Origin of the sequence: Alicyclobacillus fastidiosus, from assembly GCF_026651875.1 — a bacterium.
GTDB lineage: Bacteria > Bacillota > Bacilli > Alicyclobacillales > Alicyclobacillaceae > Alicyclobacillus > Alicyclobacillus fastidiosus.
In genome coordinates this window covers 4,385,052-4,407,302 of sequence record NZ_CP104067.1, presented here as the reverse complement: position 1 = coordinate 4,407,302, position 22,251 = coordinate 4,385,052, and the positions used below count along the sequence as shown (strand labels likewise).

The following is a 22,251-nucleotide window of genomic DNA, read 5'->3' as shown; positions in this document are numbered from 1 at the left end:
GACCGAGACTACCCGACGTGGCAGGAGGAAGAATCCTTTGTGGTATTGGATCATTATTGGCGGCATCCTCGTAATTGTGATCGCCGTCTACACAGTCGTTTTTATCTTTGCACGCAAGCGGCAAAAAGCCTTTGACGCACAGTATCTGGCGATGAAGGAACGGCACGAGGTGTTCGTGCTCAACAAGCGACGCCTTCGCGAGCGTGGACAATCGGGCGTGACCAAGTATGTACCGTTTCGCACCTATCAGGTAGTGGGCCGCGTCACCGTAGGCCAAACCATGAAGGGCGTACACATGAACCGAGTGCAAAACGTGACGTTCCGGACCACCAAGGAAGAGTATGACAAAATTCAAATTAACCACAAATACCGCATGGATATCATGGGCAACTACATCGGCAACGTGGTTTCTGAGGTGCAGAGCAAACGGGCTCAACAAGCACAGCGCAATGCCAAATCAAAGGCGCAATCCGCCGAGGACAAGCCAAAACGCCGCTTTCTTCGACGTGGGGGGAACTCCTGAAGCAGCCTCTACTGGCAAAGTCTTCGGCAAGGCGCCTGGGGATATCTCGAAAGTCGTCAACGACTTTTGGGGTATCCCCTTTTTGTCGTGCACGACGCCCGGCGCCCCTGCGCGTGAACCTGTAGAGAGCACTCCTTTTCATGTCAAAAGTATGGGCAGGTGCATAGGTTGTTGTGTCGACGGTGGGGAACCATTCAGGGAGGTCGAACCAATATGCCAAACACTGTTCATCTAATGATGGGTCAAAAACCCGCTCCGAAGAAAGTGAAAAAGAAAGTCGCGCAAAAACCGAAGGTGCAAGCGAAGAAAAAGGCTGCAAAACCGGCTGCCGCGGTCCTCAGTTATCGTTCCCGCACAGCTGAGGACGACGCGTTCATCATTCAGCTCACACGCCAACAATTGGGTAACATCCACGAGCAGGCCTTTGGCCAGCCGTTCCCCGAAGAGCAGTTTCTTCGTTATATTCAGTCGGGTGCCCCAACCATCGTCATCGAGCGAAACGGCAAGCCCATTGGGTATTATTCGTATCTGATTGGCCCTGATGCGAAGATGCACGTGAGCGCAATGGTCATCGATCCGAAGCACCAGTCTTCTGGCATTGGCAAGACGGTGATGGCCCGCCTGGAAGAAGAGGCGATTCGCCAGGGCGTTCGCACACTCGAGGTATTCGTTCAGGAAAACAACGCCCAGAGCCTGGCCTTTACACGCAGCCTAGGATTCCGCGAAGTCTTTCGGGTCCAACCGAACACCATCGGATTTCAGAAGCAATTGGCGACGGTCTAAGGCTCGCTTGACATTTGTCGTGCGCGGCACCGCGGGAGTGAGGCTGGTGCTGCCTCGTGTCGCGCACAAACATTTGTCAGTTTGTCACTTGCATCAACGCGCGCCAAGCGCGTATTCTATTACATACGGGGGGAATGCGATATGTCTATGGATTCCACAGCCTCCATTGAAGACCGTATCCAAGAAGCGCTGGCCTCCATTCGAGAAGCGATTCAAATGGACGGCGGCGATGTCGAGTTTGTGTCTTACGACGGCATGACAAAAACAGCATTTGTTTCGCTCCAAGGGGCGTGCGTTGGCTGTCCGGCCAGCGTCATGACCTTAAAGATGGGTGTGGAGCGCGCGATTAAAAAGGTCGCTCCAGACGTTGAGTACGTCGAAGCGGTCTAAACACAAGACATTTTTCGGTGGCGCGGTGCCGGGGGCATCGCGCCATTTTTGCACGGTCAATTGCCGTCTCTACTGGAAAGTGCAGTGCCGGGGGCCGCTGGTACGAGCGGTGTTGGCCGAGTTAGATGCGGCAAATGAGCGGCGAAGGAGGGGATGGTCGGATGCGATGTGAGATGAAGGCAGGGTTTCTCTACGTGCACCTGGACAAGCGATACGATGGATGGCGGGTGGAGGATGTGCTCACGACTGCACTCGCGCTACCCGCGGCGTTTTCCCATAAATTGCTCGCGGCAGGACACGTCTGTGCGGGTAAAAAAACGCTCTGTCGCACAGATGAACTGAAGGCGGGGAGCCGGCTGACTTTGAAGGACCCGACCCCCGTTTCGCGCCTGTTCGAATTGGCTGACATAGGCGTCGAGGGGCTTGAGATCTGCTACGAGGACGATCACGTCCTCATCGTCAATAAACCGGCAGGCGTCATCGTTCACTCGGACAATCCATCGGAACGAACGCTCGATGGACTGGTCGCGCACTACTATCGAGAGACTGGACAAGTTCTCCCGATCCTGCATGCGCACCGATTGGACAAGCCCACGACGGGGGCGGTCGTGTACGCCAAACACGGCTTTGTCGCGAGGGCCCTCGACGCAGAGCTCGTGCGCCATCGAATGGCCAGACGCTACGTCGCCGTGGTGTTCGGTGCGAAGTTAGCGCGCTCACAGACGGTCGATAAGCCGATTGGCCGAGATCGACACAGATCCTCGTTGTATCGAGTATCATCAACGGGAAAAGAGGCGCGTACACATATCGTGGTACGAGCCACCTCGCCGGTTCAAGGGGAGCATCTCTCGCTTTTGTCGTGCGCACTTGAGACTGGTCGCACACACCAAATTCGCGTGCACTGTGCATCCCTCGATGTGCCCATCGTGGGCGATGAGGAGTACGGTGGACAGCGGATTCGAAATTGGCCAGCGCCGGACGCCATTGCGCTGCACGCGCGCGAGGTGTCGTTTTACCACCCTTATGACGAGCAGGACGTCGTCGTAAAATGTCCGCTCGCAAGCGATTGGACGAAGTTTTTACGGCAAGAATGGGGAATAGAAGACGATTTGTGGTAGGAGTGCTGGTTCATGGAGGAACGGATGCACCTAGTCGGGCGTTTTTTCACCCTACTGGCCGCTCGAATTTTCAAACATGATATTGCCTCCCTCTCGGCCCAAATTTGCTTTTACGCGGTTTTCTCAATGTTTCCGCTGCTGATTTTAATCATCTATGGGACCAGCCTCGCCGTCCCGCAGTACAATTTCCAAGCCCCCCTGGTGAATGCCCTCAAGCCGTATTATCCGAATGTCGGCGCGGCTAACTACTTTATCGCAGCGAGCATTCAAAGTCTCGGCAGCGTCGGCCCGCGAATTAGCATCGTCAGCTTCGTGACGCTCAGTTGGTCGGCCACGAGTTCGTTCATCGCGGTGCAGCAGGCGCTCGATACTATCTTTGAGTTGGAGGAACAGCGGTCGTTCCTCGCCCGGCGGATTGTCGGATTCGCCATGCTGATTCTGCTCATCTTCCTTGCGGTGGTCTCGTCCATCGCCCTTGCACTGTACCCGCATCTCGCCGAGCACGTCTCGTGGTGGGGACTAGTGGCGCGCTGGGCACCCGGCATTCGTGGATTGACGCGAGTCATCTATCCGCTATCCCTATTTGTCACCTGTTTCGTGTTTTACCGCTACCTCCCCTCGCGCAGGGTGGATCTCAACAGTGTGCTTATCGGCGCGATGACCGCGACTGTGGCACTCGATCTCGCCCGCGCACTATTTGTGGTATACGCCAGTCACTTGGTTAGCTACCATTTGATTTACGGTACCCTCACGGTTGTCATCCTCTTGGTACTCTGGATGTACATCGCCGGCATCATTCTGCTGTTTGGTGCGGAGATCGCCGCGTGTTTGGACTACGTGGGGAGATCGAACGAATTGTAATTGGAGTGGTCAGAGTGGATGAAATCGTACTCAAGGGAATGCCCTTCTATGGGTATCACGGGGTATTGCCAGAGGAAAACGCGATGGGGCAGCGGTTTGTCGTCAATGCTTGGCTCGCGTGTGAACTGAGTGAGGCCGGGCATACTGACGACGTGTCGAAGACGGTGGATTACGCCCGAGTCTACGCCATCGTTCGCGAGGTGGTCGAAGGCCCGCCGAAGAAGTTGATAGAGGCAGTGGCGGAGGATATCGCCCGCGCACTTCTGACGGCGTTTGCGCGGCTGCAGTCGGTGACAGTAGAAGTCGAGAAACCTGGTGCGCCTATCCCGGGTATTTTCGAACAAGTAAGTGTGAAAATCCGGCGGGACAGGGCGTGAGGCCTTTGCGTTAGGCAGTGGCCGAGTGCGCCGAGCTGCCTAACGAATGCGGCGGTAAAGCACCGTCGCGAAGTAGAACATGCAGGCGGTGGGGCCAAATCGGTACACCATTCTGCGGGCCTTTTTCACCGAAGGCTGCAGCCGTACTTTGTCGTCCGACAAGTACATGCCGAGCAGCCCCTGAACGACAAAGCGATGAATGCGCCCCCCGTAAGAGATCCTCTTCGCCCGCCGCCAGCTCTGTGCGGCAAAGTGAAAAATTCTCTCCCGCGCGGTCTCTTCGTCGCGATAACAGGCGACGAAATTGAAATCCCCTTCCCGTGCGTCCTCGTCCAGGTCAATCAAGTAGTCGAGCAGAATGTGGAGGCCGCAGATCCACGGGAAGTAATGGCCGTGTGTCTCCTCGACGGTCGCCTCGTCGACGTCTTCCGTTGCCGCGAGAAACAGCGAGAACATACCGAGCGTGGAACCCGTGGCCGATGCGAACTCCCACCACGCGATTTCTTCGTTTTGTTCGACGAATGGGGCGCTCCACTCGATGAGCGTCTGCTGTCGGTCCTTCGGGTCGATGTGCTTGTGTTCCTGCAGCTCGCTGTATCGTTCTACATACCACGAAACGCGGCCTTGCACCACGTGGTAATTTGGCAACGTGCGCACACAGCGTTGGCAGGTCCGCACGAGCTCCGGCAGATACCCGCCATCGTCTGGATGTCCCCGGAAGGCGTAGTAGTCGCGCAACGGCGCATCGGGCACCACTGCATCGCGCATCGCGTCGTGTAGCCGGTGAAAATCAGTTGCATCGTATCGATCACACCGGTCACACAGGTTGTCCAAGTAATCGCTGATGGTTTGCAGTGCCACAATCAGTTCGACGAGTGTCGCCGCGTAGGTGCGGTTGGCTGCCGCATAGACACTGCCTCCGTCCGCGTGGAACCGCTTGTGAGCCAGGCTGGATAGCGCCTGCTGCCGCAGTTCCTCGTGCGGAATCGCCTCGGCAAGCGCCGTCCAGCGCTGAATTTGCTGCCTCGCAAGGGGCATGACGTCGTGAAAGAGGCGGTAGAGGAAGAGCGTGGGTCGTCTCGGCGTAGCTGTGGTCAATCGGTTTCCCCCGTCCCTTTGTCCCTTTCCCTATCGGGACTGTGTCTATTTCGTTAGAAACTGCGTCACAGATCCCGCCCATCCAAGCACTTTCTTCGCATTATCCATTGTGGCCCATTTTTTCAAGTCAAATTCTTCTATGGGAGCACTTGCTGCGGCCTTCGGGGCCTGTGTCGACGGTGCTTTAGATGTCATCGCCGGTACACTTCCCGAACCCAGAGGCGGACCGGGATGGCTGCCTGGCGCGAACGGAATTGGGCTGGTCTGCTTCGGCCAGTGACTGGGTGCGCCGACAGGCGCCGTCTGTGCTTGTGCTTGCGCGTTTGGCACAGCGCCAATCAGGCCGCGGCGCCTTGCACCCTGGTGCACCAATCCCGCCAATTCACGCACCTTTTGGTCACTCGCCACATCAAATGCCAGGGACCCGAGTTTGATGATGGTATTCAATTGCACGATATGCTCACCTCCAAGCATCGCAGATCCACTGATTTATAGTATGCAAGCGATGCCTGGAGGTACGGACATCCGCTCCTAGACGCCTTTCCCGACACGCGCACAGCGGTTAGGCGAGCATTGGGGACTGGACATAGGAGAGCAGGAGCTCAAACGTATTTTTCAAGGCGTCGAGATGCGTCCGTTCGTACGCGTGCGAGTTCGCGACGCCAGGGCCGATGAGCGCGTGGCGGACGTCAGCACCAGCGCGGACGGCGGCTGACGCGTCGGAACCGTAGTACGGGTAGATATCGATGGCATAGCGAAGCCCACTCTCTTTCGCGAGCGCGACCAGGTGTCGACGAAGGCCTTCGTGGTAGGGGCCAGAGGCGTCCATCGCACAGATGGACACACAGTGTTCATCTGTCGCCAGCCCGTCACCAATCGCACCCATGTCGACCGCCAGGTATTCGACTATCTCCGGGGCGATGTTGGAATTGCCGCCATAGCCAATCTCTTCGTTGTTGCTGATCAGAATGTCGAGGCCGTGCGGCAAGCGAAGTCCCGTCGCCTTGAGGTGGCGAAGCAGCCCAAAGAGAACGGCCACGCTCGCCTTGTCGTCGAGGTGGCGACTCTTGATATATCCCGTTTCGGTCTCTGCCACGCGCGGGTCCCAGGCGACGAAATCGCCTACTTCGACGCCGAGCTGGCGCACGTCGTCTTCACTTTTGACTGGTGCATCGAGGACCACCTCCATGTTGTCGTCGGCGCGTTTCAGGTCTCCAACTTCGCGATTGACGTGGACTGACGTGTTGTGCAGGAGAATCGTTCCGGTAATCGTCGATCCGCCCGAAGTCAACACCTCACAGTACTCCCCCTCGACGGTATTCCACGCGTAGCCCCCGATGCGATGCACGCGCAGGCGGCCGTCGTCGAGTATCTCCTTTACCATTCCGCCGAGTGTATCGACATGTGCCGTAAGGAATCGGCGCTTCGCATTGTCTTCGCCAGGGATCTGAATGAGTAACCCGCCTTTGTTGGTCGTGGAGGAAGTATAGCCTAGGCTTGTCGCTTCTTCGGACAATGTGGAGATAACAGGAGCAGTGTGGCCAGTTGGCGATGGCATCTTCAGAATTCGGAGTAGTAAATCCTTCACATATGCGCTTGTATCCATTTCCATCGGGCCTCCAGTGACAGAACCAAAGTTTGTCCCATCATTGTAACACAGTACCATTTGCAGCACGGTGCGAATGGGCGCCGTTTGACGTATGATACGGTAAGGGTAAGAGTTTGCCGAAAAGGGAGTTCTTATGGCAATGGGCGTATTGACAGACAATCAACAACTGCTTGTTCACTACGGGCGGATTGGACAATGGATAAAGGAACGAGGCGACGTGCTACACGCCGAGCGGATTGGCGAGGTGCTCTCGGAACTGGTAAACGAGGGCGCCGCGACCAGTGTGGCGTTTTGCGGGTTGTTTTCGGCCGGAAAATCGAGCCTCATCAACGCACTCTGCCAGTCGGGGGATTTGGCGACTGGGGCGGTCCCGACGACTGCGGACGTTCATGTCGTCACCTTGCCGGGGACGGATGGCCGCGTGCGACTCCTCGACACGCCAGGCGTCGATTCCACAGATGAAGCGCACCGCGAAGCGACGATGAATGCGCTGCATCGCGCAGACGTGATGGTTCTCGTCGCGGATTATCAACATGTCGAGGCAGAGGAAAACCTGGAGTTGCTGCGGGCGTTCTCGGAAGAGGGGAAGCGAATCGTCTTCGTCGTCAACCAAGTGGATAAGCACCTGGATTTCGAGCTTTCCTTTGCGGATTTTCAGGAGCATGTCGAATCGTCGTTGGACGATTACGGCATCGAAGTCGAGCACATCTACTATACGTCGACGACCGCCTCGCCACACAGCGAGCTGAATCTGTTTCGCGCATGGCTCTGCGGACTCTGTGACGCAGATGGGCCATCTCATCTAGAGCAGGTGAAAAAGCGACTTGACTCGGTGGTTCGCGATGCAATCCGACAATTGCTCGGCGTGGAGCGCGACGCGGCCCTGGATGAGGTGCGTGCGGCCTTCGGTACAGAGCCGCTGGACGCCAGTGAACTAGAGGCGTGGCTAGCGGGCGCGAAGCAGGAGTTGCAGTTGGTCGAGGATGAAATCGATCAGGCTAAACAGGTGCAAGGGAAAGAGGCGAGCACGCTGCGCGAGGCGTGGGTGCGAACCGTCGAGTTGGCCCAAATATCGCCCTACGAGACGACGGAGAAGGGGCGATTGTACGTCGAGAGCTTACGGCCCGATTTCAAAGTGGGATTCTTGCGGTCCGGAGCCAAAACCGCGGCCGAGCAGGCGCGGCGCGCACAGGCGTTCCTCCTGGACTTGAATGCGCGATTGACCAACTATCTGCTGGTGCCCCTTCGCAGCCAGGTCGCCACGGACATTCGGCAAGTGGGATGGGGCAAAGAAGAGTGGGTCTCGCAACTCGATGGGCTGTCTCTCGAGGTCGACGTCGACTACGTACGCAATCTGGTTAAAATGGGTGCGCTTGTGTCCTCGCAATACCCTTACCAGTACGTCAAGGACGTCGTCTCCAGGGTGAAACGCGACATTTTAGGGCAGCTAGGCGCGCTGGTAGACAGATGGTTTGTGGAGGCCGAAAAGGCGCTCTCTGATCATCAGGCGGACAAGCGGCATAGAATAGAAGCACAACTGCAAAAAATTGACGCGCTGCGCCAGGTGGAAGATGTGATGCGCAAAGAAGAAGCGTGGATTCAGGCGTTTGACCGCGGGGAGGTGCCAAACGAGTGATCGACATGACAACTGCGTCAGAATCAGAACTACGAGAACTATTACACGATGTGCAGGTTGCGCTACAAGACCTGTCAGATGTTTCGCTTCGCGAACTAGAAGAAGTCGTTCGTCGACTGGAGCGCCGCGACTATCTCGTCGCAGTGTTTGGTGCGTTTTCCGCGGGGAAGTCGTCGCTGTTAAACGCCTTGCTGGGCGAGTCCATCCTGGCGGTGTCGCCAAACCCGACCACAGCCTCTGTGACGCAACTGCAAGGAGCGGACCAAAGCGGCGAGAAGATCGTCGTCACGGCAAAGACAGAGGAGGAGTTGTGGCGCGACGTCGCAAGTGCATTTACGGCCCTTCACGAGTACCCGTCCGGGCTCACTGAGGCGATTTCGCGAGGGCAGGCGTTGAGTGCCAAGGACTACCCGACCTCGCTGCGGCGCCACGTGCGCTTTATCAAGGCGATTTGCGAAGGATATGGCGAGATGCAGGGGCGCCTTGGCACAAAGTGGACCACGACGCTCGACGAACTCAAATCTTTTAGCGCTATCGAACATTACGCGGCGTACGTGGCCAAGGTCGATGTCTACGAAGATGACCCTTGGCTTCGCAAAGGGTTTATTTTTGTGGACACCCCTGGTGTCGACTCCATCCATCGGCGCCACACAGACGTCGCCTTTCGGTACATGCGCCACGCGGATGCCGTCATTTTCGTCATGTATTACACACACGCGTTTACCCAAGGGGACAGGGACTTTTTACTACAGCTCGCCGGCGTCCAGGACGTGGCGAAGACGAATAAGCTGTTCGCCGTGGTAAATGCGGTCGATCTCGCCAAGTCCGACGACGAGCGCGAAGCGGTCCGCGCCCGGGTCGAGCAGGAATTGCGCAAGCTCGGCATTCGCACGCCGCGCGTCTACGAAGTGTCTGCTCAACTTGGATTGGCAGCGCGGCGCTTACAGGAGGCACCAGACGACGAAATGTACGTGGCGATGGCGAGAGCTCGCTTGCAGTTGGAAGGTGAGGCGCCACTTCCAGAACCGGATGCGCTCTTTGCGGCCTCAGGGCTGCGCGCACTTGAGGACAACTTGACACATTACGTGGAGTCGGAGGGACACCAGCTCGCACGAGACATGGTGCGTCGCGTTCTACAGCAGGTCAAGGCGCAAATCGACCACCTGGTTCACGACGAGACGGCCAGGCAGTCGGACGACGAGTTGTATCGAGCGAAGCGGCACGCGGAATTGGCTCGACTAGGAGCTGAACTGACAGAGGGGCGAGACCGCGACGACGACCGCTCGGCCTCCTTGCTCGGACAGTATGCGCGGGATTTGGACGAGCTCGTCTTTCACGCGGGAGAGCGGATTCGCCTGCGCTATCGCGACCTGTTCCGCGAAGCGTTCCACCCTGGCCGGTTTCGCCTCGGGCGGCCACAGGAGAAGTTGCGCGAGGCTTCGGAAGAGCTGTGCGAGGCCTTATCAAGGCAGATTGACATCGAGACCCGCACCCTCTCGCTGCGCGCCGTGTCCCTGGCCGAAGCGACCGTGGAACGCATCGTCGGCGAGTGGCGGGAACGGTTTGAACAACACGGCGTTCAAGCCCAAAGCGTCGAGCGCTTCGACTTTTCGCCCGTCGTTGTGGAATCGGTGCACTCGAGCGTCCCCGCAGACACTCTGCGCCCTTTCTATCGGCATTTTTCCTCTTCGAAACAGTTTTTTGAGGAAGGCGGCCAGCGCGCGATGCTGGATGAGAGCGAATTAGCGGTGATGGAGGACGTGAAGGCTGGCGTCGCGCGAGCCACTGGCGACGTGACGGAGCATGCGGTGACCTTGCTGCAACAAGCGGTAGCGGGCACCTATAACGACTTTCTATCGCAGTTGCGCGCGGTGGAGGAAGCCGCGTCGCGCCCGTTTGATGCGCGCAGGTTGGAAGCACTTCGCGAAGCAGAGGAGTATATGAACAAATTGGTTGGGTGTTAATAGGGAGGGATCGCGTTGGTCAACCGAACACTTACACCAGAGGATTTGTTTCATTTGACCATGGTCGGTCGCATTGCCATTCATCCAGGGGGCCGTCACGCCATCTGTGAAATGAGCCACTTGCTGCCGGAGTCGAACGAGACGGTGACACACCTGTGGCACGTGGACACAAACGGCGGGGACCGGACGCCGTTTACGTGGGCAGAGGGGAGTCAAGTGCATCCGGCGTACGCACCTGACGGGCGCTTCCTGGCATTTATCGGGCGTAAAACAGGCGAGAAGGGACAGATCTACGTCATGCGAACCGACGGCGGTGAGGCGGTCCGCGTGACGAACGAAGCACTTGGCGTACAGTCGTTCAAGTGGCATCCTCGCGGTACGTCCATCGTCTACCAATCGCCGGTGGACAAGGCCGGAAAACCTGGCGAGAGCGCCCGGGCTCGGTATACGAGCGACGTTCGCGTCATCGAGCGGACGTGGTATCGCCTCGATGGAGTTGGCTACTTCGGGGGCCAGCGCACCCATCTGTCCGTCGTCGATGTCACACCATTCATGGCTCATCGTTCCCTTCAGAGCGAGCCGGTCCGTGATTTCACATTTCCGACGCGAGCGGTCACAGACGGACCGTTCGACGTGCAAGATTACGATCTTCACCCAGATGGCCGTCATGTCGTGTTCGTCAGCAATCTCGACGAGGATGCGGACGAGACACAGCATCGGTTTGCGTACGAAACGGAGATTTCCGATGGCGGGGAGGGTCACTTGCTAGCGAGTCCAATCCGCATCCCACTGCCTATTCGTCAAGCACAGCAGGTCGCGTACAGCCCGACGGGCGAGCACATCGCCGTCCTGGGCCACAATCGCCCGCACGGACAATACTCTCTTTCACAAATGTTCGTGTATGAACGGGAGTCGAACACGTCGACACTGATCTCAGACGGGTGGGAACTGTCCTTTGGCAACGCCGTCCTCTCCGATTTTCGCGCAGACGTCGACGCGCCGCTGGTGTGGTCCGAGCACGGGCGATACGTCTACACCATCGCCACAAAGTATGGCACATCGCAATTGATCCGCGTGGACGTCGAAACGCGCACATTCGAGTGGCTGACACAAGGCGAGCATACCGTATTGACGTTTGATCTCAGCCGCGACAGCGCCACGGCTGCAATGCTCATCGAGACGGCGACGAAACCTGCGGATTTGTTCGTTCAAGGCATCCCGCTGTCCGGGGAGGATTCGACAACTCCTCGCAGGCTGACGGATATCAATGGCGCTCTGTTGGAAAAGGCGCCTGTCAACCGTCCGAAGCGCTTTTATGTGAACTGCGGCGAGACGGAACTAGAGGGCTGGGTCATGCTTCCGGAGGGCCCTGTCCCCGAGGGCGGTTTTCCAGCGGTTTTGCAAGTGCACGGCGGCCCCGTCGCCGCTTATGGCGAATCGTTTTTTCTCGAGTTTCAACTGCTCGTGCAAGCGGGCATCGCCGTGTTGTTCTGCAATCCGCGAGGGAGTCTCGGTTACGGGCAGGCGTACTGCTGTGCAATTCGCGGGCGTTGGGGGACGGTCGATTTCGAGGATACGGAGCGATTTGTCGACGCGGTGACGGCCGCGTACCCGATTGACCAATGCCGTTTGGCCATCGCTGGCGGCAGTTACGGTGGATTCATGGCCGCCTGGGCGATTGGCCATACAAGCAGGTATCAAAGTGCGGTCGTCATGCGGGCGTGTGTCAACGAATACAGTATGTTCGGTACCTGTGACGTTGGCTTTATGGACGTGGAAGACCTCCCCGGCGCCCCGTGGGAGTACCCAGACGCCTACGTCAACTTGTCCCCGATTGCTTTCGCAGATAAAATGAAAGCGAAGGTACTGATTCTTCACGCAGAGAATGACTTACGGTGCCCGATTGAGCAAGCTGAGCAGTTGTACGCGGCGTTGAAGTACCACCGCGTTCCGGTCACCATGGTTCGGTTCCCGGAGGAGAGCCACGGAATGTCGCGAAACGGGAAACCATGGCACCGCGTCGCTCGGTTGGAATACATCGTTACATTTTTAAAGCAGACGTTGCAGGCGTGAGCGCGTCAGGCAACGCGTTGCAAGGCAGCAATCGATGAGGAGGAACACACGATGGGGCGTCGCTGGGATGATTTCGACGATTGGCCAAAGGAACGCCGCAAGGGTCGGAAAACTGCCATCATGTGGCCCAGCATCGGGCTTGGCCTTGCCGTGTTTTACGTGCTAGGCATCTGGACGGGAGCGGGTATCGCCCACCCGAGAGGGTCGAACGTCGTTTACCTTCCGTCACAGACCCCGTCTAGCTCGGGCACGCAAAGCAGAGGAGATGGCAGTGGAACAAGTATTCCTTCGTCGTCGGGAACGACGTTGGTCACAGATATTTATAACGAAACCAAGAACAGTATTTTTACCATCACGGCTGTAAACAGTTCGGGCAGCCAGAGTAGCGGTGCCCAGGAGGACATCGGGACTGGTTTTCTTATCGACACGCATGGGGACGTCGCCACCAACGCACACGTAGTGGGCTCGGCGAAGACCGTGCAACTGAGCGTTGGCAACCAGACGTTCAAAGGCACCGTCCTCGACGCGGATACGCTCGATGACTTGGCCATCGTACACATCAACGCTCCGTCGTCGATGCGCCCGTTGCCCCTCGGTTCAGTCAAATCGCTGCAGCCGGGGAATCTGGTAGTCGCGATTGGCAATCCGTTCGAGTTGACGGCCAGCGTCAGCTCGGGAATTGTCAGCGGCCTCAACCGTTCGATGTCTGAGTCGAGCGGCCACGTGATGAACGGGATGATTCAGACGGATGCCCCGCTCAATCCTGGCAATTCAGGGGGCCCGCTGTTGAATGCGAACGGACAGGTGGTTGGGATCAACACGCTGATCGAGAGTCCTATCGAGGGCTCGATTGGCATCGGTTTCGCCATTCCTATAGACCGGCTGGTGAGCCTTGAACAGAAGCTGATTGCCGGACAACCGATTGAGCACGCCTGGTTGGGAATTGAAGGGATGGACGTCGATTCGCTGATGCAGCAGGAGATGAATCTCAGCAGTAGTACGGGCGTCTATGTCACAAGCGTCACGAAGAACAGCCCGGCGGCCAAAGCGGGCCTGCGAGGCGACACCAACGCGGCGAAACTGAACAGTGCGAGCGATTCCGCAGACCCCTTTAAAATCCTCAAGGGAGACGGGGATATCATTGTCGGGATCGACGGGAAAACGGTGACGACCATTGAGCAATTGACGCAATATATCGATCAAGATGAACCAGGGCAAACAGTGACACTGTCCGTCATACGAGGCGGCAGGACGCAGGACGTCAAGGTGACACTCGCGCCGTGGCCGGGCCAAGACTGAGTCGATATCTTGATAGAACTGGCTTGACAGGTTACCCAGATCACTGGGTAACCTTTTTTGTATGGGCCGCACAATGGCCATGTCGCGATGAGCTCTGCGTCCAAAGCTTGCCTGACAAGTTTGGCCGCGTTGGTCTATGCTAGGGAAAGCTAGAACATACAGTTTGATGTTGAACGGGCCAACGCCGCTCGCGTGGCGTGCCGTTGCCGTCCGTTGGTGAGGTGGCTCGATTGCGCAGATTTCTACTTACACTCGCCTTTTTCTGTCTACTTTTCGTCTATTGGTATGCACATGCGCACTTGGTATGGAGCCTTGCATGGTGGCCAGATAGCCGGAATTTTGGCGTCGTGTTCGCAACGAACATGGTGGATATCCCCCACATCGCGTCACTCGACCAGTTTAACGCTTGGCTTGGCGCCCACTTTGCCGAGGATAGGCCAGTGACCTACACCGCTTGGATAGGGTTTTTGATCCTTTCCGCCGTTCCAAGCAAAGCGTTAGGTGTCATTTTATTCGTCGTGCCGTTTTGGGTAAAGGTGTTTGGGTTTGGTGCGTGTTACTGGCTGCTCATGGTAGCCATGCCCAAGCGGCGAACTGCACCGCGAACCCGCGACGTCGAAGAGAACTCGGTGCTCAGGGCAAAAGGGCAACCGAAAAAGGCTGTAAAGGCGCCGCAAAAGGCTGTAAAGACGCCGCGCAGGCAGACCAAATCGCAGCACATGTAGGGAATCACTTGGATGTATCTCCTTCGCGTTTTGCCGCAGTCTAATGGTAACCGAATGACGAGGGAGTTGCGAAGAGACATGCGCGAGGTACCCAATAACAACTCAGTCGTAAGTTTTGAGTTTCAGACGTTTACGCCGTCCGACTATGAAGGTCATCAAAACCTGGACAACCTATCAGTCCGGGGGTATATCGTGTACAACGACAAACGTAAGGACTTTGGCTTTGGTACGTTTGGCGTCTCCGATTCCTATACCATCGATTATGATGTACTCAACCAAATTAAGGCAAAGCACAATCCTTTCATGGACGATATCGTGTCGCAGGGCGGACTCAAAATTAATGGCGTGTGGCATGAGGTAGATGGTCGTGGAGAACTTTCCAGCCACTGAAGTTGCGGGGGTCAACGATAGAGCAGAACGCCGTCGAGGGCCGTCGGACGGCCCTTACGACGGTGTTTGTTCCTTGGCTGCCAGTTGCTGTAACTGCGTTAAAAAGCCCTGTGGGGCGATATATGCGTGCGCATTGTTGAACAGCAGAATTACGTTTGTGCTGGTTCTGGCGACAGGGATACTGAGTACGTGGTTCGATGACTCAATCAACATGCTATCGATGTCCGTCGCAAAGTCACCTTCATTGCCATCGTATGGCTTGGCGGTGCCGAGGAGGCGGCACAACTGCGTAATGCTGTCCTGACTCGTCAGCCGGTAATAGCCTGTGCCATCCGTGGCTGCAGAACCAGTGGGTTGAACCAGGACCTGATTGATATCAGAGACATCGAAAGACGTGCCGAGCAATTGGACGCGTACGTGCTGCTGAACGACTTCAAACGCGGCCACACCACAAAAGAGTGCAATCATCAGTACGGGGAGAACAAAGAGCTTCGCCGATATCCGCCTCGATCGCATTGAAAACATGAAACCCACCCACCTCGTAAACGAACATCCTCATTATAGACGAGGTCGTGGGTGAAAGTGTGACAGGTATATGAGATTTATCGCGTGTTTCGCTTGTAAATATATGCCTTTTTCCGTTCCTGGCCCGCATAAGACTGATGAAACATTTTCAGAAGGGCTCGCTTTTCCAGTCTCGATACATAAGATCTAGAAATTTCTAGTTCGTCTGCTACCTCATTTTGCGTCCATTCGCGTCCGTCAACGAGTCCGAATCTCAACTCGATGACCTTTCGTTCTCGTTCGTCGAGCACGTCGAGAAGCTTGATCATGCCACTGATCTCCATGCGCTTGTTCACTTCATCTTCCGTACAGTCTGTAGCCGACCAAAGAATATCTGATATCGTGATTTCAATCACTTGAACGCGTTGTCTGTGGTGTTTTATCACTAGGCCTTCGAAGCAAGCAATCAGAAGGCGGGATAGAGATCTAAATCGAACTCGTCGCCTCGCTGCCACTTCTCTTTGTTGTACACCGCTTTGTGAAGAACAGAACGGAGCAGTTCGTTCTGCTCTCTGGGGCTCCCCAGCTGCGGATACAAGTCGAGGACGCGCGTTACGCGTGGAATTACATCGTGCATCGCGCCGTCTAGTTGTCTGTCCTGCGCCATCGAACTTAGCACTGACGCCCTCTTCTGTTGCAACTGTGTCAGTTCGTTCAGCAGTTTTTGATGGCGCTCTAGGTACGTTGGACCGTCGTAAATGCCTTGTTCGAGGAGGTTTGGAAGATTGTTTTGCTGCGTTTCGACGCGATGGATATCCTGGTTGATCTGCGATAGAAGTTTTTTCCTGCTGAATGATGGCTTTGGTGCGGTAGTCGCCGCAGACAACTCGTCATACGACAAGGTGTAATCGTGCAACCACGCTTGGAGCGCTTGAATAATGCGGCTTTCGACGATATCCAGCCGCGTACTGCGCTGGTCGCAGTTCGGGTTCTTGCAGATCAGGTGCGGTGCTTGTTTCGAATACGGGCGACGAATCAGTTTTTCTCCGCATTTCGAGCATTCGACCAGGCTCGCAATCGGGTTAGCGATGCCCTTGCTGAATCCGACCGGTGCATGCGAGCGGGATGCCCGGATGTTGGCGCTGCGTTCATACATCTCCTTCGAAATTAATGGCTCGTGACGGCCCGGTACGCGAATCACTTCGTCTTCCGGGCGTTTTTTTTGCGTCCCCCTCCGCTTGTCGTGTTTAATGCGCCCCCACACGATGTAGCCTGCGTAGTGCGCATTCCGCAGGAGTGCGACGACGTTCGCCGACCGCCACGTCCTTCCCGTCGGCGTCGTGACTCCTAGCGAATTCAGGTATGCGGCGATGTGCCCACCACCCATGCCGCGGTTCACATGGAGGTCAAAAATCATCCGAACGGTGTCCGCGTCAGCGTTTGGGACGAGCACTAAATCCTCGCCGATGTCGTATCCGAACGGTGGGCGCGTGCCGAGGTACTTTCCGTCCTGTACACTAGCCATCCGGCCGCGCTGCATGCGCTTTGTGATCATCTTGAGTTCACGGCGTGCAAAGAAGGCCTTAAACTCGGTCCACTCTTCATCCATCTCGTCGGACAGGTCATAGACCTTGTCGGGTGTCAGAAGCAGGGTTTCGGTTTCGCGGAAGACGCGGAGAATTCGCCCCTGGTCCTCCATATCCCCACGTCCCAGGCGGTCGATGTCCATCGCCAGTACCGCGGTTGCTTCACCCATCTCCACGCCCCTAAGCAATTTCACCATCTCTGGTCGTTCCGAAATGTACTCGCCAGATACCACTTCTTCAAATACCCGAGTGATATTCCACCGAAACGTGTGCGCCAATTCAAACAGTTTGCGGCGGTGCCGGGCCAACGTCTCAAATTCGTGACGCCCTTCTTTGCGCGCACGCTCCTCAGCTTCTCGGTCTTCACGTGACTTGCGGAGGTACACCCAGACGTTGTCGAGGTTCTCGGGAAAGGTTCCGTAAGACATCTCGTCCATCCCTCCTCATCTGTGTCGCGATACACAAACGCCGCCGACTTGCAGCATGAGCCGAATGACACTAAAGGTAATACGCGCCTTGCCCGCATAACATGCGGGATTGTGGCGGTGGTTTGCCGGATCGAAGACCAAGTGCAGGACCTTGGCAGCAAGCGGACAACCAGGTGAGTCATACGTTCCACAAAGGGGGTGTTGGAATGGTTCCGAGTCGTGCAACGCTTCTTGCGGCGCAGCGGCCAACGCAGGAGATGAACATCGAGGGTACCCGAATCAGAATCTTTGCTCCTGAATCGATGTCGGATGCGGCACGGAAGGAGCGACATCGAGAAGTGGTCAGAATCGTCTCTTTGCACTATCAACAGGTCTTGGAATCGCGTTCAAAATCAGATTGAGCTTTTGGGTATTCCACAACGACCGAGGCTGATGAAGAGAGAAGAACCCGCAAGCTACGACAGGGGGCAGATGCAAGTTCTTCTCTAGTGGCCTTGTTCAGCTATCCACAAACGTGGGGAATTTCGGTCGAGAGATATTTACGCTAGCAGAGCCTTCCACGTGTTGGGTCCGACGATGCCGTCCGCCACTAAGCCGTGCCTTTTCTGAAAGTCTTGTACCGCGCGCTCCGTGTTTGGACCAAAATTGCCGTCCACGGCTATCCCGAGTGCTTTCTGGAGGATTTTCACATACGTGTTGTCGAACATCCCCTGGTGCAGCGTAGGATAGGTTGTGAATGTGGACGGACTGGAAGTTGCAGCACTCTGTTGAATGGTGACCAATGTTCCGTAGTGGATGTAGTTCCATGCCTTTTGCGCGCTCGAAATCGGAAGTTCGACACACCCTAGACTTTGCGGAGAACCGTAGGAACTTCGCCAGAAGCCATGAATCGCGTCACCGCCGTAGAAATAGTTTACGTAGGGAACACCTGGATCATCGTAGTGCGATCCGTCTGGATTCGTCCCCTGCATTGCCTGCGAGAGGTAGCGCGCATACACCGGGAATGTCCCGATTGCGGTGGGGCGTTGCGGGATTCCGGTATTTGCTAGGGACGATAGCACTAACGTCCCGTTCGACCAGATTTGCAGTGTTTCCGGGGACTTCTCCGATACGAGGACGTACGTGTACCCATACGGGTTTATCCTCTTCTCACCATACGCCTTCGTCAGAGCCGCCCACGTCTGTGGACCCGCGATGCCATCGATGGCAAGGTGGTTTACCTCTTGAAACTCCATGACTGCGCCTTTCGTCATCACGTTGTTAGAGCCTTTTTGCCAAAGGGATTGGAGACTCGCAGGCGGCGTGAATCGCCACTGAAAATTGCTCGTCAGTGGAAGATACCCCAGTGCGGCGAGCTCGGTTTGAAGCTGTGTGACAGAGTGGTTGGCAGACGGGGAAGCAGTCGCAGCCGAAGCGGTGGGCGGGATGACGGTCAGCGCTGCCAGCGCTGCCGTAAGAGACGTACCCGCCACAAAGGACATTGTCTTTCCTAGCACAATCTCACCCCATGTTAGATGTCAGCGCGCTGGTGGTCAGTAGGGCGAAGAGAGAATCGCGTTGCTAGGTTCAGGTGCTGGATAAAAGAGGAGTGCGCTAGTGCTTCACCAGGTGCGTCACAGGATCAGACGGTCTGGAAAAGCCCGGCGTTTCACTGAAGAAGTTTATTTTTTTAGCGCCCTAATGCTTCCCTTTATGGGAGATGGACGGTCCCTTGCCCATGCATAATAGAGCACAGGAGAGGACGACAAGACAGGCACTGGCCACAAACGCGATGAAAAAGATGTGGTGGGTCGAGGACAACGCCGCGCGGCTTTGTAGGCGACTCGCGACGACGTTCATGGCCAGCTGTTTGGCAGTCGACTCCGAATGGCCGGCAAAAGCGTAAGCCTCGACAAGCGAGTTCAGACGTGCCAGTGTCGCTGGATTTGTCGCGCTGATTCCCCAACTATCCCTGGCCATGTTGGTGGCGGTTGACTCGTTTAAAAACCATTGTGAGATCGGCGCGATGGTCGAGTAGAAGAGGACGCGGAGGAACTGAACGACGCTCATGGTTCTTGGGAGCTGATTTAACGGCCCGCCAAGGGCGCAGGTCACCAATCCCACGACAAAATTGAGCCCGACGCCACTTGCAAGAATCACCAATAATATCCGCAACTCGTCCAGTGGCGCACTCGACCCGAGAACCATCAGTCGATAGGACGCCCACAAGATACACGCCGACCCGGCGAGGACGAGTGGCCCGGCTCCGATTCGGTCGAACAAGCTGGCCGCCAACACACACGCGACGGCGACGCTTACCACGAGTCCACAGTACACCGTGGGCAAAGCGTTGCTCGGTATGTTCCCGACGATCTTCATTTCAAATCCCAATCCAGACATCGCCACGAGCATGAGCAAGTTGGAGACAATGGCCATCACGGCCCCCATCATCGAGCGACGGGATTTCAGGAGCTTGAAATTCAGAATTGGATTTGGCACAGAGAGTTCGACGACGACAAACGACAGCAGCAACACGATTGAGGTTGCGGCTGGTATGTACACGAGTGGGGAGGAGACTCCGTCCGGAAGCACGTTCCCAAGTGCAATCACGGTGGAGATGCCGAGCATGAACAACAAGAGCACACCGAGTGTATCGAATCGGTGTTTGGGAGTCTCTTTTGAAGGCTCGCTCGGCGCGGCAAACATATGGCGTGGAATGCCTCTTTGAGCCAGCAGGGCGACGAGGGAACAAATCGCGCACACGTAGAACAGCCAACGCCAGGCGTCCTGCTCCTGCGAGATAGACCCCAAGACGGCGCCAAGTGACACTGAGCCGAACAATGTCGCAAGCACCAGCCCGAGTACCCGGTTGCGCCGTTCCGCTGGATACGACATGAAGAGCAGCGGAATGAGGACCATCAGTTGTGTACCCGTCAACGCACCTTCGATTGCACGGCTTATGCCAAGTACAAACAAGTTTGCTGACACTGCGGACAGGAAGAACGTACACGCCGCCACGATCACGGCGCAACAAAAGCTCTGTCGCGGGCCAAGCCGATGCGCGATGATGGGGCCCATGGGGATAAATACGGCAAACGCAACATTTGCAATAATGGAGATCCACATTGTCGAGTAGCTACTGGAGTTCAGGGAGTTTTGGATGATTGCTTGAATTTGCATAAACCCTGACATAATAAGTAAATTTGGGCCGACAGATAGGGCTAGCGCCATGACCACGAACCAATGTTTCGGTATTCGCACGGTATAAGTCTCCTCTAGGCAGCGATGACTACGAAATGTGAATTTTTGTAGGTCCTGTCGTTTTGTCCAGGAATGATGTCTCGCTCATGTAGCATACACGGCGGTGGACTGTGGAATCCAGTACAGTGCTTGATCCGAAGTTGTATTGTCCAAGCTGGTAGTTGCTAAGCGCGGGTCAATCGCGTGGCGGAGGAATGGGGATATGTATCCGCCTGTGGGACTGTATCGCTTCGCAGAGTGAGGGTGGTAGTGGGAATAAGTTAGGTCCCACAGGCTTGATACAGCATAATCAAGGTATTCACGGAGAGCAACGGACGGGTGTCGGACGAGATACAGAGGATTTGGTCCGCCCACATCGGCGTAGGCTTCTCGCGGTGAATCGAGACGATTCAGCGTCTATGTAAATAATTTATTGTGGTTGTCCAAAACATCGGGGATAATCAAGTACAGTGGCTTGATGCGATACAGACATCGTGTAGCGCTTGATTCATTGCCTTCTTTGTCTGTACCGATTGGACTGTATAGAGACACGTCTTTTCGCGTTTTCCGCTGTGCACGAAGCTGCATAAGGATCTCGTTCTGGATACATCTCGCTGCGTAGGTAGCAAATTTTGTCCCTTTGGTTGGCTGATACGTGTCGACGGCTTTAATCAGACCGACGGTTCCAATGGAGATCAAATCATCCTGGTCAATGCCAGATGAATCAAACTTCTTCATGTCACATACACCATCACTACACCGTTTGAAGTCTGCGCTAAGGAGAACAATGGGCCTTGATTCAACATTTGATTCATCAGTTCGGGTATTTTGGCGTGTTTCTCATCACCTTCATCGAAGCGATTGGCTTTCCTTTCCCAGCGGAAACCACGTTGACGTTGTCAGGGATCGAATGGACACATGGAGTTTTCCGGTTGGTTCCACTCTGGGCTGCGGGCGCGTTGGGAAATATCGTGGGATCGACCATCGCCTACGGCATAGGTCGCTATCTTGGTCGTCCGATCGTATTGTATTTCGGTAAGTACATCGGCATTACGCCCGCCCGCCTCGACAAGGCGAACGAACACTTTCAGCGATATGAATACGCGGTCCTCGTCATCGCCAAGTTTATCGCGGGAATTCGAATTCTCGTCCCGTACCTGGCGGGGATCAACCGTATGCGATTCTGGATCTTTTGGCCAGTCAATGCACTGAGCGCCATCGTGTGGTCGGGTGCGTTCATTATCGCCGGTCACTATATCGGTGCACTCGTGAGCAGGTTTTGGCCGTTTATCCATCGTCACATGGTCGTGGCCATCATCGTCGCGTGCCTTCTCGTGGCAGCCTTTGTCTACCACAAAATCCGCGGTCGGCGACGCGAGCGGGAACTGGCGATGTCTTCGCCAAAAGCGGGCGAGCTCAGCGCGACAGACGAGTTGGGTCACACAGATCAAGACGACTAACCACAATCATAGCGGCACTAGATACCAGCCCCGGTGTACGCGCATCACCGAATCGGTCATCCGTCTAGGACAATCCCCCTTTTGCATATCAACATCGTGAGGGGGGATTTCCGACGGATCGACCGATTTTTGTTCATTTTGAGCCCGCCACAGCGGCGCAAATGAACAGTGAGCCGCACCTCATCCAAGCCATTCAAGCCGTACAACG

The 22,251-nt window shown here is 56.1% G+C and carries 22 protein-coding genes and 1 pseudogene; 14 read left to right on the top strand and 9 right to left on the bottom strand.

Annotated elements, in window-relative coordinates; genetic code table 11:
* Positions 1-37 precede the first annotated feature (37 nt).
* The 6 genes from NZD89_RS21675 (at position 38) to folB (ending at position 4,052) form a co-directional block, all read left to right on the top strand.
* Positions 38-523, top strand: coding sequence for a hypothetical protein (locus NZD89_RS21675; RefSeq protein WP_268004775.1), 486 nt, complete (start codon positions 38-40; stop codon positions 521-523).
* Positions 524-736: 213 nt separating this feature from the next.
* Positions 737-1,306: a GNAT family N-acetyltransferase gene (locus NZD89_RS21670; RefSeq protein ID WP_268004774.1), complete on the top strand. Its 570-nt coding sequence runs from the start codon at positions 737-739 to the stop codon at positions 1,304-1,306.
* 141 nt (positions 1,307-1,447) lie between these two features.
* The gene (locus NZD89_RS21665; RefSeq protein WP_268004773.1) at positions 1,448-1,696 is read left to right on the top strand and encodes a NifU family protein; all 249 of its coding nucleotides are present in this window, start codon (positions 1,448-1,450) and stop codon (positions 1,694-1,696) included.
* Between the two features lie 161 nt (positions 1,697-1,857).
* A complete protein-coding gene (locus NZD89_RS21660) occupies positions 1,858-2,814 on the top strand; it encodes an RluA family pseudouridine synthase (protein WP_268004772.1) in 957 nt (318 codons plus the stop codon).
* Between the two features lie 12 nt (positions 2,815-2,826).
* On the top strand, positions 2,827-3,675 hold the full coding sequence (locus NZD89_RS21655; RefSeq protein WP_268004771.1) for a YihY/virulence factor BrkB family protein: 849 nt from the start codon (positions 2,827-2,829) through the stop codon (positions 3,673-3,675).
* Positions 3,639-4,052, top strand: coding sequence for a dihydroneopterin aldolase (gene folB / locus NZD89_RS21650; protein WP_326492872.1), 414 nt, complete (start codon positions 3,639-3,641; stop codon positions 4,050-4,052). The genes NZD89_RS21655 and folB overlap by 37 nt, the downstream gene beginning before the upstream one ends.
* 39 nt (positions 4,053-4,091) lie before the next feature.
* On the opposite strand, the gene NZD89_RS21645 is transcribed toward folB, so the two are convergent.
* The 3 genes from NZD89_RS21645 to NZD89_RS21635 all read right to left on the bottom strand — a co-directional run bounded on the left by NZD89_RS21645 (position 4,092) and on the right by NZD89_RS21635 (position 6,756).
* Positions 4,092-5,150, bottom strand: a complete 1,059-nt coding sequence (locus tag NZD89_RS21645; RefSeq protein ID WP_268004769.1) for a tetraprenyl-beta-curcumene synthase family protein — start codon at positions 5,148-5,150, stop codon at positions 4,092-4,094.
* 45 nt (positions 5,151-5,195) lie between these two features.
* Positions 5,196-5,603 carry a hypothetical protein gene (locus tag NZD89_RS21640; protein ID WP_268004768.1) on the bottom strand — a complete coding sequence of 136 codons (408 nt, stop codon included), beginning with the start codon at positions 5,601-5,603 and terminating at the stop codon, positions 5,196-5,198.
* Positions 5,604-5,712: 109 nt separating this feature from the next.
* The gene (locus NZD89_RS21635) at positions 5,713-6,756 is read right to left on the bottom strand and encodes a M42 family metallopeptidase (protein ID WP_431308634.1); all 1,044 of its coding nucleotides are present in this window, start codon (positions 6,754-6,756) and stop codon (positions 5,713-5,715) included.
* A 142-nt stretch (positions 6,757-6,898) separates the two neighbouring features.
* On the opposite strand from NZD89_RS21635, the gene NZD89_RS21630 reads away from it, so the two are divergent.
* From NZD89_RS21630 to NZD89_RS21605, 6 genes are all read left to right on the top strand, one after another.
* Positions 6,899-8,395: a dynamin family protein gene (locus NZD89_RS21630; RefSeq protein WP_268004766.1), complete on the top strand. Its 1,497-nt coding sequence runs from the start codon at positions 6,899-6,901 to the stop codon at positions 8,393-8,395.
* Positions 8,396-8,400: 5 nt separating this feature from the next.
* Positions 8,401-10,359 (top strand): dynamin family protein, encoded by a 1,959-nt coding sequence (locus tag NZD89_RS21625; protein ID WP_268008575.1) that lies wholly within the window; start codon positions 8,401-8,403, stop codon positions 10,357-10,359.
* A 15-nt stretch (positions 10,360-10,374) separates the two neighbouring features.
* Positions 10,375-12,432, top strand: a complete 2,058-nt coding sequence (locus NZD89_RS21620) for a S9 family peptidase (protein ID WP_268004765.1) — start codon at positions 10,375-10,377, stop codon at positions 12,430-12,432.
* 51 nt (positions 12,433-12,483) lie between these two features.
* Positions 12,484-13,731 (top strand): S1C family serine protease, encoded by a 1,248-nt coding sequence (locus NZD89_RS21615; RefSeq protein WP_268004764.1) that lies wholly within the window; start codon positions 12,484-12,486, stop codon positions 13,729-13,731.
* 230 nt (positions 13,732-13,961) lie between these two features.
* Complete coding sequence (locus NZD89_RS21610) at positions 13,962-14,456, top strand: hypothetical protein (protein ID WP_268004763.1); 495 nt, start codon at positions 13,962-13,964, stop codon at positions 14,454-14,456.
* 78 nt (positions 14,457-14,534) lie between these two features.
* Positions 14,535-14,846 carry a hypothetical protein gene (locus NZD89_RS21605; RefSeq protein ID WP_268004762.1) on the top strand — a complete coding sequence of 104 codons (312 nt, stop codon included), beginning with the start codon at positions 14,535-14,537 and terminating at the stop codon, positions 14,844-14,846.
* A 54-nt stretch (positions 14,847-14,900) separates the two neighbouring features.
* Here the strand turns inward: NZD89_RS21605 and NZD89_RS21600 are convergent, their stop codons facing one another.
* The 3 genes from NZD89_RS21600 to NZD89_RS21590 form a co-directional block, all read right to left on the bottom strand.
* Positions 14,901-15,371 carry a hypothetical protein gene (locus NZD89_RS21600; RefSeq protein ID WP_268004761.1) on the bottom strand — a complete coding sequence of 157 codons (471 nt, stop codon included), beginning with the start codon at positions 15,369-15,371 and terminating at the stop codon, positions 14,901-14,903.
* Positions 15,372-15,448: 77 nt separating this feature from the next.
* Positions 15,449-15,796: a sigma-70 family RNA polymerase sigma factor gene (locus NZD89_RS21595; RefSeq protein WP_268004760.1), complete on the bottom strand. Its 348-nt coding sequence runs from the start codon at positions 15,794-15,796 to the stop codon at positions 15,449-15,451.
* A 20-nt stretch (positions 15,797-15,816) separates the two neighbouring features.
* The gene (locus NZD89_RS21590) at positions 15,817-17,364 is read right to left on the bottom strand and encodes a recombinase family protein (RefSeq protein WP_268004759.1); all 1,548 of its coding nucleotides are present in this window, start codon (positions 17,362-17,364) and stop codon (positions 15,817-15,819) included.
* A 206-nt stretch (positions 17,365-17,570) separates the two neighbouring features.
* On the opposite strand from NZD89_RS21590, the gene NZD89_RS21585 reads away from it, so the two are divergent.
* The gene (locus NZD89_RS21585) at positions 17,571-17,765 is read left to right on the top strand and encodes a hypothetical protein (RefSeq protein WP_268004758.1); all 195 of its coding nucleotides are present in this window, start codon (positions 17,571-17,573) and stop codon (positions 17,763-17,765) included.
* Between the two features lie 138 nt (positions 17,766-17,903).
* Here NZD89_RS21585 and NZD89_RS21580 read toward each other — a convergent pair whose 3' ends face one another.
* The 3 genes and pseudogenes from NZD89_RS21580 to NZD89_RS21570 all read right to left on the bottom strand — a co-directional run.
* Complete coding sequence (locus NZD89_RS21580; RefSeq protein WP_268004757.1) at positions 17,904-18,860, bottom strand: L,D-transpeptidase family protein; 957 nt, start codon at positions 18,858-18,860, stop codon at positions 17,904-17,906.
* 181 nt (positions 18,861-19,041) lie between these two features.
* The gene (locus tag NZD89_RS21575; RefSeq protein WP_268004756.1) at positions 19,042-20,604 is read right to left on the bottom strand and encodes an MFS transporter; all 1,563 of its coding nucleotides are present in this window, start codon (positions 20,602-20,604) and stop codon (positions 19,042-19,044) included.
* Between the two features lie 486 nt (positions 20,605-21,090).
* Positions 21,091-21,321, bottom strand: a pseudogene (locus NZD89_RS21570) (sigma-70 family RNA polymerase sigma factor); the annotation flags it as partial.
* 56 nt (positions 21,322-21,377) lie between these two features.
* Here NZD89_RS21570 and NZD89_RS21565 point away from each other — a divergent pair.
* Positions 21,378-22,043 carry a DedA family protein gene (locus NZD89_RS21565; RefSeq protein WP_268004755.1) on the top strand — a complete coding sequence of 222 codons (666 nt, stop codon included), beginning with the start codon at positions 21,378-21,380 and terminating at the stop codon, positions 22,041-22,043.
* The last annotated feature ends 208 nt before the right edge of the window (positions 22,044-22,251 follow it).

Bases quoted from the DNA above. Each gene is read 5' to 3' on its own strand.
- NZD89_RS21670 (WP_268004774.1), top strand. From the start codon at position 737: ATGCCAAACACTGTTCATCTAATGATGGGTCAAAAACCCGCTCCGAAG.
- NZD89_RS21665 (WP_268004773.1), top strand. From the start codon at position 1,448: ATGTCTATGGATTCCACAGCCTCCATTGAAGACCGTATCCAAGAAGCG.
- NZD89_RS21660 (WP_268004772.1), top strand. From the start codon at position 1,858: ATGCGATGTGAGATGAAGGCAGGGTTTCTCTACGTGCACCTGGACAAG.
- NZD89_RS21655 (WP_268004771.1), top strand. From the start codon at position 2,827: ATGGAGGAACGGATGCACCTAGTCGGGCGTTTTTTCACCCTACTGGCC.
- NZD89_RS21635 (WP_431308634.1), bottom strand. From the start codon at position 6,756: ATGGATACAAGCGCATATGTGAAGGATTTACTACTCCGAATTCTGAAG.
- NZD89_RS21630 (WP_268004766.1), top strand. From the start codon at position 6,899: ATGGGCGTATTGACAGACAATCAACAACTGCTTGTTCACTACGGGCGG.
- NZD89_RS21625 (WP_268008575.1), top strand. From the start codon at position 8,401: ATGACAACTGCGTCAGAATCAGAACTACGAGAACTATTACACGATGTG.
- NZD89_RS21615 (WP_268004764.1), top strand. From the start codon at position 12,484: ATGGGGCGTCGCTGGGATGATTTCGACGATTGGCCAAAGGAACGCCGC.
- NZD89_RS21605 (WP_268004762.1), top strand. From the start codon at position 14,535: ATGCGCGAGGTACCCAATAACAACTCAGTCGTAAGTTTTGAGTTTCAG.
- NZD89_RS21600 (WP_268004761.1), bottom strand. From the start codon at position 15,371: ATGTTTTCAATGCGATCGAGGCGGATATCGGCGAAGCTCTTTGTTCTC.
- NZD89_RS21590 (WP_268004759.1), bottom strand. From the start codon at position 17,364: ATGTCTTACGGAACCTTTCCCGAGAACCTCGACAACGTCTGGGTGTAC.
- NZD89_RS21585 (WP_268004758.1), top strand. From the start codon at position 17,571: ATGGTTCCGAGTCGTGCAACGCTTCTTGCGGCGCAGCGGCCAACGCAG.